This window comes from Micromonospora sp. A200 (genome assembly GCF_029893845.1).
Taxonomy (GTDB): Bacteria; Actinomycetota; Actinomycetes; order Mycobacteriales; family Micromonosporaceae; genus Micromonospora; species Micromonospora purpureochromogenes.
Genome location: NZ_JARXXY010000014.1, coordinates 138,622 through 152,329, shown reverse-complemented (window position 1 = coordinate 152,329; position 13,708 = coordinate 138,622). Strand labels below are relative to the sequence as shown.

Here is a 13,708-nt window from a genome sequence, read left to right as displayed (position 1 = left end):
GCACACGCTAGCCGGTGGCGTCGCGGTGCCGGCGGACCATCCCGGCGGCCAGCGGCGCCGCGTCGAGGTCACCGGCGGCGATCCGGCCGGCGACGGTACGGCGCACCATCCGGTCGGCCAGCGCGGGCGCGTGCCGGGCAAGGGCCAGCTCCAGCCGGCCCCGGGTCGTGGTGGCCACGTCCCGGGGCGCCCGGCGGGCGGTGGCCGCCCGCAGGATCGCCGCCACCACTCCCTCGACGGGTTCCATCCGGGACACCCCGCCCAGCGACAGACCGGCCTCGGCGGTGCTGTCGTGGATCGGCGAGGCGACCATGCTGGGGTAGACGACGCTGACGCCGACGTGGGTGCCGACCTCGTGGCGCAGCGCGTCGGCGTAGGCGACCAGGGCCCGCTTGCTCACCCCGTACGCGGCGGCGAGGGGCAGCGGCAGCACCGCCATCCGGCTGGCCACGAAGATCACCCGACCGCGGGCGGCGACCAGGTCGGGCAGCGCGGCGGCGGTGGTCCGCCAGGCGGCGAGCAGGTTCACCTCCAGCTGCTGGCGGACGGTCTCGTCGGGAGGCAGCTCCGCCGGGGCGGGACCGCCGACGCCGGCGTTGTTGACAAGCAGGTCCAGCCCGCCGAGGCGGTCGGCGGCGGCGCGTACGGCGGGCGGGACGGCGGCCGGGTCGGTCAGGTCGCAGCCGAGGACGGGCACGCCGGCGGCCACGCCCGGGTAGCGGTCGACGCCGACGACCCGCGCCCCGGCGGCGTGCAGCGCGGCGCAGAGTTGCCGGCCGAAGGTGCCGTGCGCGCCGGTGACGACCGCCCGGCGGCCGGCCAGCCCGCTCACGCCGGCACCCGGGTGGTGGCGGCGGCCCGGCGGGCGCCCTCGTCGAGTTCCCGGGCGAGCTGGGCGAGGTAGGCGTCGAAGTCGACGCGCATCGCCGGGCGGCGGTCGCCCCAGCGGTCGGTCGCCGCGCGCAGCTCCGCCCGGATGTCGGCGTGCTGCCGGGCCGGGTCGGGCAGCGCGTACGTGCCGGCGAGCTGGGCGGCGACCAGCCGGGCCTGCGCCTCGACGAGCGGGAACGCCGCCCCGGTGGACTGCATCAGCCCGACGAAGGCCAGGCCGGGCACGTCGGGGTGGAAGACGTGCCGGTACAGCGGCAGGGCCTCCGGCCGGTCGCCGAGCAGCGCCGGGTCCAGGAACGGGAGGTCCACCCGGTAGCCGGTGCACCAGATCACCAGGTCGACCTCGTCGGCGCGGCCGTCGGTGAAGGTGACCTGGTCGCCGTCGAAGCCGGCGACGCCGGGCCGTACCTCGATCTCGCCGTGGGTGAGGCGGGACAGCAGCCCGTCGGAGAGGGTGGGGTGGTCCTGGAGGAAGCCGTGGGCGGGGGCGGGCAGGCCGTAGCGGGTCGGGGGTCCGACGGTGGCGGTGAGCATGGTCTGGCTGATCCGTTGGCGCAGCCGCCACGGCAGCCGGCGGGCCAGCGCCCCGTTGAGGGTGTCCGACGGGCGGCCCAGCAGGTGCTTGGGCACCACCCACACGCCGCGGCGCAGCGACAGCAGGGTGCGCGCGGCGGCGTACGAGGCGTCGACGGCGATGTCCATCGCGGAGTTGCCGCCGCCGACGACCAGCACCCGCCGGCCGGCGAGCTGTTCCGGCCCCCGGTAGGCGTGGCTGTGCAACTGCCGGGCGGTGCCGGTGCCCGGGGGCGGCGGGACCGGTGACCTCGGCACCCGGTTGTGCCCGTTGGCGACGACCACGGCGGCCACGGTGACGCTGACCGGCCCGTCGGGTCCGTCGGCGTACACGGTCCACCGGCCACCGGCCTCGGGGACGACCCGGTCGACGGTGTGCCGCAGCCGTACCGACTCGTGCAGGCCGAACCGCTCGGCGTAGTCGGCGAGCCAACCGGCGACGCGGGTGTGGCCGGGGTAGTCGGGCCAGTGCGCCGGCATCGGGTGGTCGGCGAACTCGGTCCGCCTCCTGCTGGTGTTCAGGTGCAGCGTCCGGTACGCCGGCGAGCCGGGCGAACCGTAGACCCACAGGCCGCCGACCCGGTCGCCGGCCTCGAAGCAGACCGCGGGCACGCCGGCGTCGGCGAGGGCCTTGAGGGTGGCCAACCCGGCCGCGCCCGCCCCGATCACCGCCACGGACGGTGGTGCGCCCATCCCCGCCTCCCCTACCCACGAAAATCCAACGACTGTCGGATAATGGTCGTGGGTGGGGCCGCGCGTCAAGAGCCGTACAGGCCGTCGAGGAAGCGGTGCACGAAGGCGCGGAACTCGCGGCGCTCGCGGGCCTGCGATCCGCCGCCGGCGGCCAGGGCCACCACGTGCCCGTGCACCGCCCAGACCAGGCTGCGCACGGTGACGTGCGGGGTGGGCTCGGCCAGCGCGCCGGTCGCCGCGGCGGCGGTGAGCAGCTCGGCGACCAGCCGGTACAGCGGCGCCGCGTACCGCTCGTCCAGCTCGGCGTGGCGCTGCGGCTCCAACCAGCGGCGCAGCCACAGCGCGGTGGTCTCCGGCCGGTCCTCCAGGAAGTCCACGAACACGTCGACCAGTTCGTGCAGCGCCCGCAGCGCCTCGCCCGGCCCCGCGCCGAGAGCCGCCCGGGCCCGTGCCGTCGCCTCCTCCATGGCCGCCCGCTCGGCGGCGAACACCCGCGCGAAGCAGGCGTCGTAGAGCTGCGCCTTCGTACCCGTGTGGTGGGAGACCGTGGCCACGTCGACGCCGGCGGCGGCGGCGACCTCCCGGAGCCCGACGGCGTCGAAGCCCCGCCGGGCGAACAGCTCGGTCGCCGCGGCGAGCACCACCTCACGGGTCTGCCGGGTCTCGTCACGGCGGGGACGGCCCGGGCGGCGTCGGGGCATGGTCATGCCGGCCATTGTGCCCCTACAATCCAGCAACCGTTGGATTGGCCGGGAGGAGACGCGGCATGACCGGGCTCGACCAGCAGCCGACCAGCGCGGACGCGGCGGCCCTGCCCCGCGGCCCGCTGCTCGGCTTCGCCGCCGGCTCGCTCGGCATGGGCATCTGGGTCACCGTGCCCGGCCTGCTGCTGCTCTACTTCCTCACCGACGTGCTGGCCGTCGCCCCCTGGCTGGCCGGATTGGCGCTGCTGCTGCCCAAGGTCGCCGACGTGCTGCTGCACCCGTGGGTCGGGCACCGCTGCGACGTCGAACAGGCCCGCCGCGGCGACCGGCGGCGGCTGTTGCTGCTCGGCTGCGCTCTGCCGGTGGCCTTCGCGGCCCTCTTCGCGGTGCCCGGCGGGCTGACCGGCGCGCCCGCCGCCGCCTGGGTGGCGGTCCTCTTCGTCGCCGGCAACCTGCTCTTCGCCGCCTACCAGGTCCCCTACCTGGCCACCCCCGCCGACCTGCGGATCGGCTACCACGAGCGGACCCGGCTGATGGCCTTCCGGATGGTGGTGCTGACGCTCGGCATCCTCGTCTCCGGTCTACTGGCCCCGCTGCTGGCCGGCGGGGACGCCGCCACCCGGGGCGGCTACCAGCGGATGGGCGTGCTGCTCGCCGCCGGGATGCTGGCCGCCATGCTGGTCGGCGTCGCCGGCATCGCCCGGTTGCGCCGGGCCGCCGCCGCGAGCGCCGCCCCGCACTCCGGCGGCTGGCGGGCGCTCGCCGCCGCCCTGCGCGACCGGCAGTTCCGCTGGCTGGTCGCCGCCTACCTGGCCATGTCCACCACCACCCACCTGGTGCTGGCCGGGGTGCCCTACTACGCCGAGTACGAGCTGGGCCGCCCGGGCCTGACCACGGTGCTGGTGGCCGCGTTCGTCGCCCCGGCGCTGCTGGTCACCCCCGGCTGGCTGGCGGTGGCCCGCCGGGTCGGCAAGCAGCGGGCGCTGCTGGGCGCCCAGGGCGCGTTCGCCGCCGGCTCGCTGGTGCTGGCGGTGGGCCGGCCGGCGGGGCTGCCGGTGCTGGTGGCCGCGGTGGCGGTGCTCGGGGTGGCCTTCGCCGGCATGCAACTGCTGCCGTTCTCGATGGTGCCCGACGTGATCCGCGCCGGCACCGGTGCCGCCGGCACCTACACCGGGGTGTGGACGGCCACCGAGGCCACCGGCGCGGCGCTGGGCCCCTGGGCGTACGCGCTCTGCCTGGCCGCCGGCGGGTTCGTCGCCTCCACCGCCGGGCAGAGCGTCACCCAGCCCGACGCGGCGCTGGACGCGATCCGCTGGGGCTTCGGGCTGCTGCCCGCCGCGGCGATGCTCGCGGCGCTGCTGCTGCAACGCCGCTACATCCTGGACCGCGCCGCCCGCGCCGGGGACTGACCGTCCCGACGCCGGCACTAGACTTCCGCCTCGATGGACGCCCAGCCCGCCCCCGCCGACACCCGCCCCTGTGCCCACTGTGGACGGGACGTGCCGCAGCGCATCGGCGCCGGCCGGCCGTTCCGCTACTGCCGGGACAACGACGGCGCCTGCCAGCGGGCCTCCCGCAACTCCCGGATGCGGCACCGCAACGCCCCCGGCCTGCCAGGTCAGGTGGCCCGCACCTGGGAGGCGGTGGACCGGCTCGACCAGATCGTCGAGACGCTGACCGAGGCGCTGCACGCCGAGCTCTCCCCGGCCGGGGTGGAACGCCAGCTCGCCCAGCTGCGCGCCGAGACCGCCGCCGACATCGCCCGGGCGCACACCGAGCGCGACGAGGCCCGCACCGACGCCGAGACCGCCGCCGCCGAGGCCACCCGCGCCCGTCAGGAGGCCCGCGCCGCCGCCGCCGACCGCGACACCGCCCTGGCCCGCGCCGAGCAGGCCGACGCGCGGGCCGCCGCCGCGCGGGACCACGCCGCGCGCGCCGAGGCGGACCGGGACGTCGCCCGCCGCGAGGCCAGCGCCGCCGAGGCGCTGCGCGCCCAGGCCGAACGGGACCGCGACGCCGCCCGCCACGAGCTGCGCGGCCTGCGCACCGAGCGGGACACCGACCGGCAGCGCGCCGCCGACCTGACCGTCGAACGCGACGCCGCCCGCGCCGACGCCCAGCGGGCCACCGCCGCCGCCGCAGAGGCGGTGCGCCAGGCCGAGCTTGCCGCGGCCGAGGCCGCGCGGGCGCGTACCGAGGCCGACCGGCACGCCGAGCAGGCCCGGCGGGCGCACGCGGAGGCCGCCGCCGCGACCGCTGACCGGGACGCCGCGCGGGCGACGGCCGACGCCGCCCGCGAGGAGGCCGCCGCGGTGTCGGCCCGCGCCCGCGAGGAGGCCACCGGGGCCGCCGCACAGCGCGACGCGCTCGCGGCCCAGCTGGCCGAGGCCCGCCGCGGCGGCGACGCCGCGCAGGCCCGGCTGACCGAGATCGAGGTACGGCTGCGCGCCGCCGAGGCCGACCGCGACGCCGCCCAGCGGCGGGCCGCGCAGCTCGCCGACCAGGTCAGCGACCTGGCTGCCGCGCTGGCCCGGCTCGGCGCGCCGCCTCAGGCGCGCTGAGCGGGCACCTCGGCCGGTGCGGCCTCGACCTGCACCCTCGTGTCGTGGAACGTCGGCCCGCCACCCAGGTCGGTGTCACGGACGGCGGTGACGGCGTTGACGGTGCTGCCGCCGGGGCTCAGCCGCGCCCAGTACGCCTTGTAAGTGAACGCCAGGCCCGGCCGGGTGGCCTCGTCCACCGCCACGGTGGCCAGGAACGCGCCCCGGTCGTTGTGCACCCGCGCCCCGTCGCCGTCGGCCAGGCCCCGGGCGGCCGCGTCGACGGGGTGCAGGTGGATGCGGGGCGGGCCGGTGCGGTCGAGGTGCCAGGGCAGCGAGGCGAAGGTGGAGTTCATCAGGAACCGGCCGGCCGGGGAGATCAGCGCCAGCGGGAACCGCCGCGCCAGCTGCGGGTCGGCGGCCTCCACCGGCGGGGTGTAGCCGATCAGCGGGTCGACGCCCTGCCCGGTGAGCTGCGGGTCGTACAACCGGGCCCGCCCGTCGCGGGTGGGAAAGCCGCCCTTGGCGTACGGGGCGGCGCCGACGTCGACGCCGGTGGCCCGCGCGTAGGTGTGCTCGCGCAGCTCCTCGAAGCTGACCCCGGCGCCGTCGAGCAGCTGCCGGGCCAGGTCCTCGTCGGTGTCGCGCAGCCGGGGATGGGTCAGGCCGAGGGCGGCGGCGACGCGGCGGAAGATCTCCGTGTTCGGCAGCGCCTCCCCCGGCGGGCTGCTCGCCGGCAGGTTCAGCGTCGCGTAGTGGTGCCCGTAGGAGGTGTGCAGGTCGAGGTGTTCCGGCTGCATGGTGGCCGGCAGCACCACGTCGGCCCAGTCGCAGGTGTCCGTCCAGCGCTGCTCCAGCACCACGGTGAACAGGTCGGCCCGGCCCAGCCCGGCGCGCAGCCGGTTCTGGTCGGGGACGGTGGCGGCCGGGTTGGCGTCGAACACCACCAGCGAGGTGACCGGCGGGTCGGCCTCGCCGGTCAGCGCCGCGGCGAGCCGGCTCATGTTGATCGAGCGGGCCGGCGGGGTGGGCAGGTCGACCGGGCGGGCCACCCGGTCGGGGTCGATCCGGTGGTGCCCGGAGGTGGTCACCAGCGCCCCACCGCCCGGGTAGCGGAAGTCCCCGGTCAGCAGCGGAATCGCCGCGATGGCCCGGACGGCCTGGCCGGCGCCGGCGTGCCGTTGCAGGCCCAGTCCGACCCGGATGGCGGTGGGCCGGGTGCCGGCGATCCGCGCGCCGAGCCGGCGCAGCACGTCGGCGTCGAGACCGCACTCGGCGGCGGCGCGTTCCACCGGCCACTCGTCGAGGCGGCCGTCGAGCCGTTCCCCGCCGGTGGTGTGCGCGTCCCGCCACTCCCGGTCGACGCCACCGAGGTCACGGATGTGGCGCATCAACCCCAGCGCGAGGGCGGCGTCGGTGCCGGGCAGCGGCGCGACGTGCTCGTCGCTGCGCGCGGCGGTGTCGGTGCGCAGCGGGTCGATCGTCACCACGTACGCGCCGCGCCGCTGCGCCTCCTGCACGAACGGCCAGTGGTGCAGGTTCGTCGAGAGCAGGTTCGCGCCCCACAGCACGATCAGCCGGGCGTCCACGATCGACTCCGGTTCGAAGCCGACCGACCCGCCGTAGATCGACTGGAGGGCGGCGCGGGCGGCGGCGGTGCAGATGGTGGTGCGCAGCCGCGACGCGCCCAGGTGGGCGAAGAGCCGGGGCCCCATCGTCCAGCCCTGCACCAGGCCCATCGTGCCGGCGAAGTAGTACGGCAGGATCGCCTGCGGCCCGTCGGCGTCGATGGTGGCGCGCAGCCCGGCCGCCACCCGTTGCAGCGCCTCGTCCCAGCTCGCCGGCCGGTACGACACCGGCCCGACGCCCTTGGGCCCGACCCGCACCAGCGGCCGGGTGAGCCGGTCGGGTCCGTTGACCGCGTCGAGGTAGCGGTTGACCTTCCCGCACAGCGCGCCCCGGGTGAACGGGTGGTCCCGGTCGCCGCGCAGCGCCACCGCCCTGCCGTCGGTGACGGTGAGCTGCCAGGTGCAGGTGTCCGGGCAGTCCAGCGGGCAGGCGCCGGGGTGGATCGTGGTGCGGGCCATGGCGCGGATCGTATCCCCACCACGCCGGGCGGGGCGGCCCCGCGCGCGCCGGGCGCGGGCCGAACCAGGGTCAGTGGATGCCGGCCATCAGCCGGGAGATGTGCCGGGTGAACATCACCGCGCCGAGGCCGAGCAGGACCGAGGCCAGGCCGAAGGTGAGGAAGTAAGTCGGCTCGGGCCAGGTCTCGGCGAGCCGGGCGACCTGCCCGCCGATGGCGTCGCCGACGGCGGTGGCGAGGAACCACAGGCCCATCATCTGGCTGGCGTACTTGACCGGGGCCAGCTTGGTGGTGGCGGACAGGCCCACCGGGCTCAGCGACAGCTCACCGGCGACCTGGATGGCGTACACGGCGACCAGCCACCACGGGGACACCAGGTCCCCGCCGACGGCGGCCTGCGCGGCGGCGGCCATCAGCACGAACGACAGGCCGTTGAGGACCAGGCCGACGGCGAACTTCACCGGCGTGGACACCCGGTGGCCCAGGCGCAGCCAGAGCCAGGCGAACAGCGGCGCCCCGATGATGATCAGGATCGGGTTGACCGACTGGAGCCAGGAGGCGGGGAAGGTGAAGCCGAGCACGTCCCGGTCGGTGCGGTCGGCGGCGAAGATGTTCAACACCGATCCGGCCTGGTCGTAGATCAGCCAGAAGGCGGCGGCGAAGACGAACAGCCACAGGTACGCCTTCATCCGGCTGCGTTCGGTGTTGCTGATCTCCCGGTCGGTGATGATCCGCGCGAAGTAGCCGATGGTGATCAGCACGGTGGCGACGGTCAGGGAGTTGACCACGGTGTTGACGGTGAACAGGTCGGCCACGGCGAGCGCGGCGAGCACCACCAGCAGCACCAGCACGCCGACGCCGACGCGGGTCAGCGCCCGGCGACGGTCGGCGCCCAGCAGCGGGTCGGCGGGGCGCTCGCCGGCGTCGCCAAGGTTGCGCCGGCCCAGGACGTACTGCAGCACGCCGAAGGTCATGCCGATCGCGGCGGCCCCGAACCCCAGGTGCCAGTTGATCTTCTCGCCGAGGAAGCCGGTGACCAGCGGGGCGATGAACGCGCCCAGGTTGATGCCCATGTAGAAGATGGAGAAGCCGGCGTCGCGGCGGGGCGAGTCGCGGTCGTAGAGCGAGCCGACCATGGTCGAGATGTTGGGTTTGAGCAGCCCGGTGCCGAGCACGATCAGGGTCATCCCGGCGAACACGCTCCACCGGGCGGGGATCGCCATCACGTAGTGCCCGACGGCGATGACCACGCCGCCCCACAGCACGCTGCGACGCGCCCCGATCAGCCGGTCGGCGACCCAGCCGCCGGGCAGCGCCATCAGGTAGACCATGGCGTTGTAGGTGCCGTAGACCGCGTTGGCGGTGGACTCCCGCATGCCCAGGCCGTCCTCGGCGACCGCGGCGGTCAGGTAGAGCACCAGGATGGCCCGCATGCCGTAGAAGCTGAACCGCTCCCACATCTCGGTGAGGAACAGCGTCGACAGCGCGCGGGGATGACCGAAGAAGGTCTTCCCGCCCGGCGGTCGGGCATCGACCGGCATGTCACTGGTCATCGTCACCTCCTCCCGATCTGGGGCGGCTAACATCCCCGGTGAGCGCCGAAACACTCCACCGATTCGACCCGGCCGGGGACGACCCCGCCGGGTCTCGCCCGTGGCCGGTTACCCTTGCAGGGGCCACCGGCCGGATCACCCAGCCGGGCGGGAATGCCGCGGGGGCGACGGGCCGTTACACCGACAAGACCAGCACCACGAACGAGGGGAAGTCGATCATGGGCGAGCGTATGCTGCGCGGTAGCCGGCTGGGCGCGGTCAGCTACGAATCCGACCGCAACACGGAGCTCGCGCCGCGTCAGACCCGCGAGTACCTGTGCGCCAAGGGTCACCAGTTCGAGGTGCCGTTCGCCGTCGACGCCGAGGTCCCCACGACCTGGGAGTGCAAGTTCGACGGCAGCGTCGCCCGGCTGGTCGACGGCACCGAGCCGGAGCAGAAGAAGGCCAAGCCGCCGCGTACCCACTGGGACATGCTGCTGGAGCGGCGCTCCATCGCCGAGCTGGAGGACATCCTCGCCGAGCGGCTGCAGGAGGTCCGTACCCGCCGCGGCCGCGCCTGAGCGGCCCACCTGACAACGACGGCGCCCCCGGGAGAAATCTCCCGGGGGCGCCGTCGTGTGTGTGTCAGGGGCGGCGCGGCTCGACGATCTCACCCTCGATGGCCCGACCCCCGTCGACGACCTGCGGCGGGCCCGCGTCGACGACCTGCCCGTCGACCGTCGGCTCCGGCGCGGGCCGGCTGGCGCCGCGGCGCACCCGCACCGTGCGCGGCCCGAACAGGTCACCGGCGACCATCGACGACACCCGACGCTCGGCGGCACGTTGCACCCCGGCGCGGGCCAGCCGGCGCACCGGCGGCACCAGCAGCAACAGCCCCACCACGCCGCTGACCAGGCCCGGGGTGGCCAACAGCAGCGCCCCCAGCAGCCCCACCAGGCCGTCGGTGACCTGCCGACCCGGCGGCTGTCGGGCCTCCACCGACGAGCGGAACCCGCGCCAGGCGCGCATCCCCTCCCGGCGCAGCAGCACCAGCCCCAGCAGCGACGCCGCGAACACCAGCAGCACCGCCGAGCCGAACCCGATCACCCGGCCCACCCCGACGAAGACCGCCAGCTCCAGCACCACCGCCAGCAGCAGGGCCGGTGGCACGAACCTCAGGTATCGGCGCATCTCACCTCATCCGCGTCGCGCGGCGCCCGGTCGACGACGCCGCCGTGAACCGGACCCGGGGCGGAAACCCCGCCCCTCCAGCATGACACGCCCGGGCGTCACGGCCACCGGCCCGCGACCCGCCGGCCGGGCCACGCCGCCCGCCGGTCCCGCAGCCCCCACGTGGTGATCCGCCACAGCGCCTCCGCCACGATCAGCGGGCTCATCTTGCTCGCGCCGCGCTCCCGTTCGGCGAACGTGATCGGCACCTCCACGATCCGCACCCCCGCCCGGTGCGCCAGCCGCGACAGCTCCACCTGGAACGAGTAGCCCTGCGAGCAGACCGACTCCAGCTCCATCGCCGTCAGCGCCGTCGACCGGTACACCCGGTAGCCGCCGGTGGCGTCGGAGACCGGCACGCCCAGCGCCAACCGCGCGTACAGATTGCCGCAGCGCGACAGCAGCAGCCGCCGCAGCGGCCAGTTCAGCACCCGCGCCCCGCGGGTCCACCGGGAGCCGATGACCACGTCGGCGTCGCGGGCGGCGGCCAGCAGGGCGGGCAGGTCCTCCGGGGCGTGCGAGCCGTCGGCGTCCATCTCCACCACCGCGTCGTAGCCGCGCCGCCGCGCCCACCCGAACCCGGCCAGGTACGCCGCGCCGAGCCCCTCCTTGCCGGGGCGGCGCAGCACGTTGACGTGCGGGTCGGTGGCCGCCATCGCCTCGGCGAGCGCGCCGGTGCCGTCGGGGCTGTTGTCGTCGGCGACGAGGATGTCCACCGCCGGCGCGGCGGCGCGGACCCGGGCCACGACGTCGGGGAGGTTCTCCGCCTCGTTGTAGGTGGGGATCACCACCAGCACGCGCCCCACCCCGGGGTGGCCCACCGGCACTGGCTCGCTCACCGCACCCCTTCCGCGTCCGCCCCGGCCTCACCGGCCGGCGTCGACCTCCCGGCGGCGGCGCAGCCCGCCGGCGGCCACCAGGACCGCCACCGCGAGCCCGGCCAGGGCCAGCTCCGGCCACACACCCGCCCGGGTGGCGGGGGTACGCCCGTCGGCGAGCGCCATCTGCCGCAGCACCACCGCGCGGGTGTTGAACCCGGTGGCGCCGCTTACCCGCCCGTCGGGGGTCACGAACCCGGACACCCCGACCGTGGAGGCCATCAACGCACCCCGGCCGTGCTCGACGGCCCGCAGCCGCACCATCGCCAACTGCTGGCGGGCCTCGGCGACGTCGAACGTGGCGTTGTTGGTCTGCACCACCAGCAGCTGCGCCCCACCGTCGACGGTGTCGCGCACCAGGCCGTCGTAGGCGACCTCGAAGCAGATCACGTCGCCGAGCACCGCCGGACCGGACCGGACCACGCCGGGCCGCTCGCCGGGCACGAAGTCGTTGCGGACGAGGTCGACCTGCTTGCTGACCATCCGGGCGATCGTGCGCAACGGCACGTACTCGGCGAACGGGACGGGATGCCGTTTGGTGTACAGCTGCGACATGTCCGCCCCGGTGCCCGGGCGCCACAGGATCCCCGCGTTGCGCACCTGCCCCCGCTCGGGGCCGAGCAGCACCGCGCCGACCAGGATCGGCGCGCCGATCGCGTCGGCGGCCTGGGAGATCCGCTCCCCGGCGGCGGCGTTGCGCAACGGATCGATGTCGGAGGAGTTCTCCGGCCACACCACCAGGTCGGGACGGGGCCGCGTGCCGGCGTCGACCCCGGCGGCCAGCTCCAGGGTGGCGTCGACGTGGTTGTTGAGCACCGCCTGGCGTTGGGCGTTGAAGTCCAACCCGAGGCGGGGCACGTTGCCCTGCACGACCGCCACGGTGACGGTCCGGCCGGTGCCGGCGGCGCCGGTGGGCACCAGCAGCGCCCCACCGGTGAGCGCCAGGGCCGACGCCACCAGCAGCGCCACCGGCGCCCAGCCGCGCCGGTCGCGGCCCGGCCAGCGCCGCCACCCGGCGGCGAGCAGCAGCCCACCGGTCAGCGCCACGGCGAACGTCACCAGCGGCGCGCCGCCGAGCCAGGCCAGCCGCAGCAGCGGGGAGGTGTCCTGGCTGAACGCCAGCCGCCCCCACGGGAACCCGCCGAACGGGGTGCGGTCGCGCAGCGCCTCCTGCGCCACCCAGAGCAGCCCGGTCACCACCGGCCACGCCCACCGGCGCCGGTCGACCAGCGGCGACACCCACGCGGTGGCGACGCCGAGCAGCGCCAGGTAGCCGGCCTGCAGCAGCGACAGCAGCACCCACGGCAGGTAGCCGGTGTGCAGGTTGGTCCACTCCAGCATCGGCGCGAACAGCGCCACCCCGGTCAGGAAGCCCAGACCGGCGCCGGCGCGCAGCCGCCGCCGGTGCGCCGCCGCGCCCAGCAGCGCCACCCCCACCGGGGCCAGCGGCCACACCCCGTACGGGGGGAACGCCAGCAGCATCGCCAGGCCGGCGAGCACGGCGGCGGGCACGGCCAGCCGCAGCGGCAGCGCGCGCGGTGCGTCCGCGCGGCCAACCACCTCGGCGGCCCGGGTCTCATCCCGGTCGAGCGTCGTCACCGGCACCTCACCACGATCACGCGCCGAAGGCTACCCGGCCGGCGGTGGCCGGTGCCGCCGACCGGACCAGGTCGTGTCGTACCCGGCTGGCAGGGTGACCGGCATGACAGCGCCCCCGACCGTGACGTACGTGCTGATACCCGGCGCCGGCGGCAGCGCCGACTACTGGCACCTGCTGGTCGACGAGCTGCGCCGGCGGGGCCGGGAGGCGGTGGCGGTGCCGCTGCCCGCCGCCGACCTACACGCCGCGCTGCCCGAGTACGCGGCCGTGGTCCGCGCCGCCGTCGACCCGCACCCGCGGGTGGTGCTGGTGGCGCAGTCGCTGGGCGCCTTCACCGCCCCGCTGGTCGCCGACCATCCGGCGGTGCGGCTGCTGGTGCTGGTCAACCCGATGGTGCCGGCGCCGGGTGAGACGGCCGGCGACTGGTGGGCGGCCACCGGCCACGGCCCGGCCCGCGCCGGGTACGCCGCCGCGCAGGGCCGCGACCCGCACGCCGGCGTCGACCTGGCGGTGGACTTCTTCCACGACGTGCCCGCCGAGGTGACCGCCCGGCTGCTCGACGGCGGGGGCGCGCCGGAGTCCGAGGCGGTGTTCGTCCGGCCGAACCCGCTGCGCCGCTGGCCGGACGTGCCGACCCGGGTGGTGACCGGCCGCGACGACCGGTTCTTCCCGGCGGACTTCCAGCGCCGCCTGGCCGTCGAGCGTCTCGGCGTGCGCCCCGACGAGCTGCCCGGTGGGCACCTGCTGGCGTTGAGCCAGCCACGCCGGCTGGCCGACCTGCTGGAGTCCTACGCCCGGGACATCTGAACGGGCGGGCGGGTACAGAAATCGGGGCGCGGCATACGCCGCGCCCCGATGCTCCCAGGCCCTTCCCGGCCGGTGGGGCGAGAGTGAGGTGCGCCGACCTTCGGACCGACCGGACGCGGACTGGCTGCCCCCGCCGGGCCGTTGTCTACTGGCCGTGCCTCTCACCCTGCCCGT

12 protein-coding genes are annotated in these 13,708 nt (G+C 76.2%); 4 read left to right on the top strand and 8 right to left on the bottom strand.

Annotation, left to right across the window (positions count from 1 at the left end):
* Nucleotides 1-7: 7 nt before the first annotated feature.
* The 3 genes from M2302_RS15960 to M2302_RS15950 all read right to left on the bottom strand — a co-directional run bounded on the left by M2302_RS15960 (nucleotide 8) and on the right by M2302_RS15950 (nucleotide 2,858).
* Nucleotides 8-832, bottom strand: a complete 825-nt coding sequence (locus M2302_RS15960; RefSeq protein ID WP_280838687.1) for an SDR family NAD(P)-dependent oxidoreductase — start codon at nucleotides 830-832, stop codon at nucleotides 8-10.
* Entirely contained in the window at nucleotides 829-2,157 is a 1,329-nt protein-coding gene (locus M2302_RS15955) for an FAD-dependent oxidoreductase (protein ID WP_280838686.1), read from the bottom strand. The genes M2302_RS15960 and M2302_RS15955 overlap by 4 nt, the downstream gene beginning before the upstream one ends.
* A 65-nt stretch (nucleotides 2,158-2,222) precedes the next feature.
* On the bottom strand, nucleotides 2,223-2,858 hold the full coding sequence (locus M2302_RS15950; protein ID WP_348529424.1) for a TetR/AcrR family transcriptional regulator: 636 nt from the start codon (nucleotides 2,856-2,858) through the stop codon (nucleotides 2,223-2,225).
* A gap of 65 nt (nucleotides 2,859-2,923) precedes the next feature.
* Here M2302_RS15950 and M2302_RS15945 point away from each other — a divergent pair, with 65 nt between their 5' ends.
* Both M2302_RS15945 and M2302_RS15940 read left to right on the top strand, forming a co-directional pair.
* Nucleotides 2,924-4,270, top strand: coding sequence for an MFS transporter (locus M2302_RS15945; RefSeq protein WP_280838684.1), 1,347 nt, complete (start codon nucleotides 2,924-2,926; stop codon nucleotides 4,268-4,270).
* A gap of 33 nt (nucleotides 4,271-4,303) precedes the next feature.
* Nucleotides 4,304-5,422 carry a hypothetical protein gene (locus M2302_RS15940; protein WP_280838683.1) on the top strand — a complete coding sequence of 373 codons (1,119 nt, stop codon included), beginning with the start codon at nucleotides 4,304-4,306 and terminating at the stop codon, nucleotides 5,420-5,422.
* On the opposite strand, the gene M2302_RS15935 is transcribed toward M2302_RS15940, so the two are convergent.
* Together M2302_RS15935 and M2302_RS15930 are read right to left on the bottom strand one after the other, a co-directional pair.
* Nucleotides 5,410-7,488: a molybdopterin-dependent oxidoreductase gene (locus tag M2302_RS15935; RefSeq protein WP_280838682.1), complete on the bottom strand. Its 2,079-nt coding sequence runs from the start codon at nucleotides 7,486-7,488 to the stop codon at nucleotides 5,410-5,412. The two genes, M2302_RS15940 and M2302_RS15935, sit on opposite strands and share 13 nt — an antisense overlap.
* A 70-nt stretch (nucleotides 7,489-7,558) precedes the next feature.
* Nucleotides 7,559-9,040, bottom strand: a complete 1,482-nt coding sequence (locus M2302_RS15930; RefSeq protein ID WP_280838681.1) for a peptide MFS transporter — start codon at nucleotides 9,038-9,040, stop codon at nucleotides 7,559-7,561.
* Between the two features lie 218 nt (nucleotides 9,041-9,258).
* On the opposite strand from M2302_RS15930, the gene M2302_RS15925 reads away from it, so the two are divergent.
* On the top strand, nucleotides 9,259-9,600 hold the full coding sequence (locus M2302_RS15925) for an RNA polymerase-binding protein RbpA (RefSeq protein ID WP_007070998.1): 342 nt from the start codon (nucleotides 9,259-9,261) through the stop codon (nucleotides 9,598-9,600).
* Nucleotides 9,601-9,664: 64 nt separating this feature from the next.
* Here M2302_RS15925 and M2302_RS15920 read toward each other — a convergent pair whose 3' ends face one another.
* From M2302_RS15920 to lnt, 3 genes are all read right to left on the bottom strand, one after another.
* Complete coding sequence (locus tag M2302_RS15920) at nucleotides 9,665-10,210, bottom strand: FxsA family protein (RefSeq protein ID WP_280838680.1); 546 nt, start codon at nucleotides 10,208-10,210, stop codon at nucleotides 9,665-9,667.
* Between the two features lie 98 nt (nucleotides 10,211-10,308).
* Nucleotides 10,309-11,088, bottom strand: coding sequence for a polyprenol monophosphomannose synthase (locus M2302_RS15915; protein WP_280838679.1), 780 nt, complete (start codon nucleotides 11,086-11,088; stop codon nucleotides 10,309-10,311).
* A gap of 27 nt (nucleotides 11,089-11,115) precedes the next feature.
* Nucleotides 11,116-12,687, bottom strand: coding sequence for an apolipoprotein N-acyltransferase (lnt, locus tag M2302_RS15910; RefSeq protein ID WP_280838722.1), 1,572 nt, complete (start codon nucleotides 12,685-12,687; stop codon nucleotides 11,116-11,118).
* A 142-nt stretch (nucleotides 12,688-12,829) separates the two neighbouring features.
* On the opposite strand from lnt, the gene M2302_RS15905 reads away from it, so the two are divergent.
* A complete protein-coding gene (locus tag M2302_RS15905) occupies nucleotides 12,830-13,534 on the top strand; it encodes an alpha/beta fold hydrolase (RefSeq protein WP_280838678.1) in 705 nt (234 codons plus the stop codon).
* Nucleotides 13,535-13,708 lie beyond the last annotated feature (174 nt).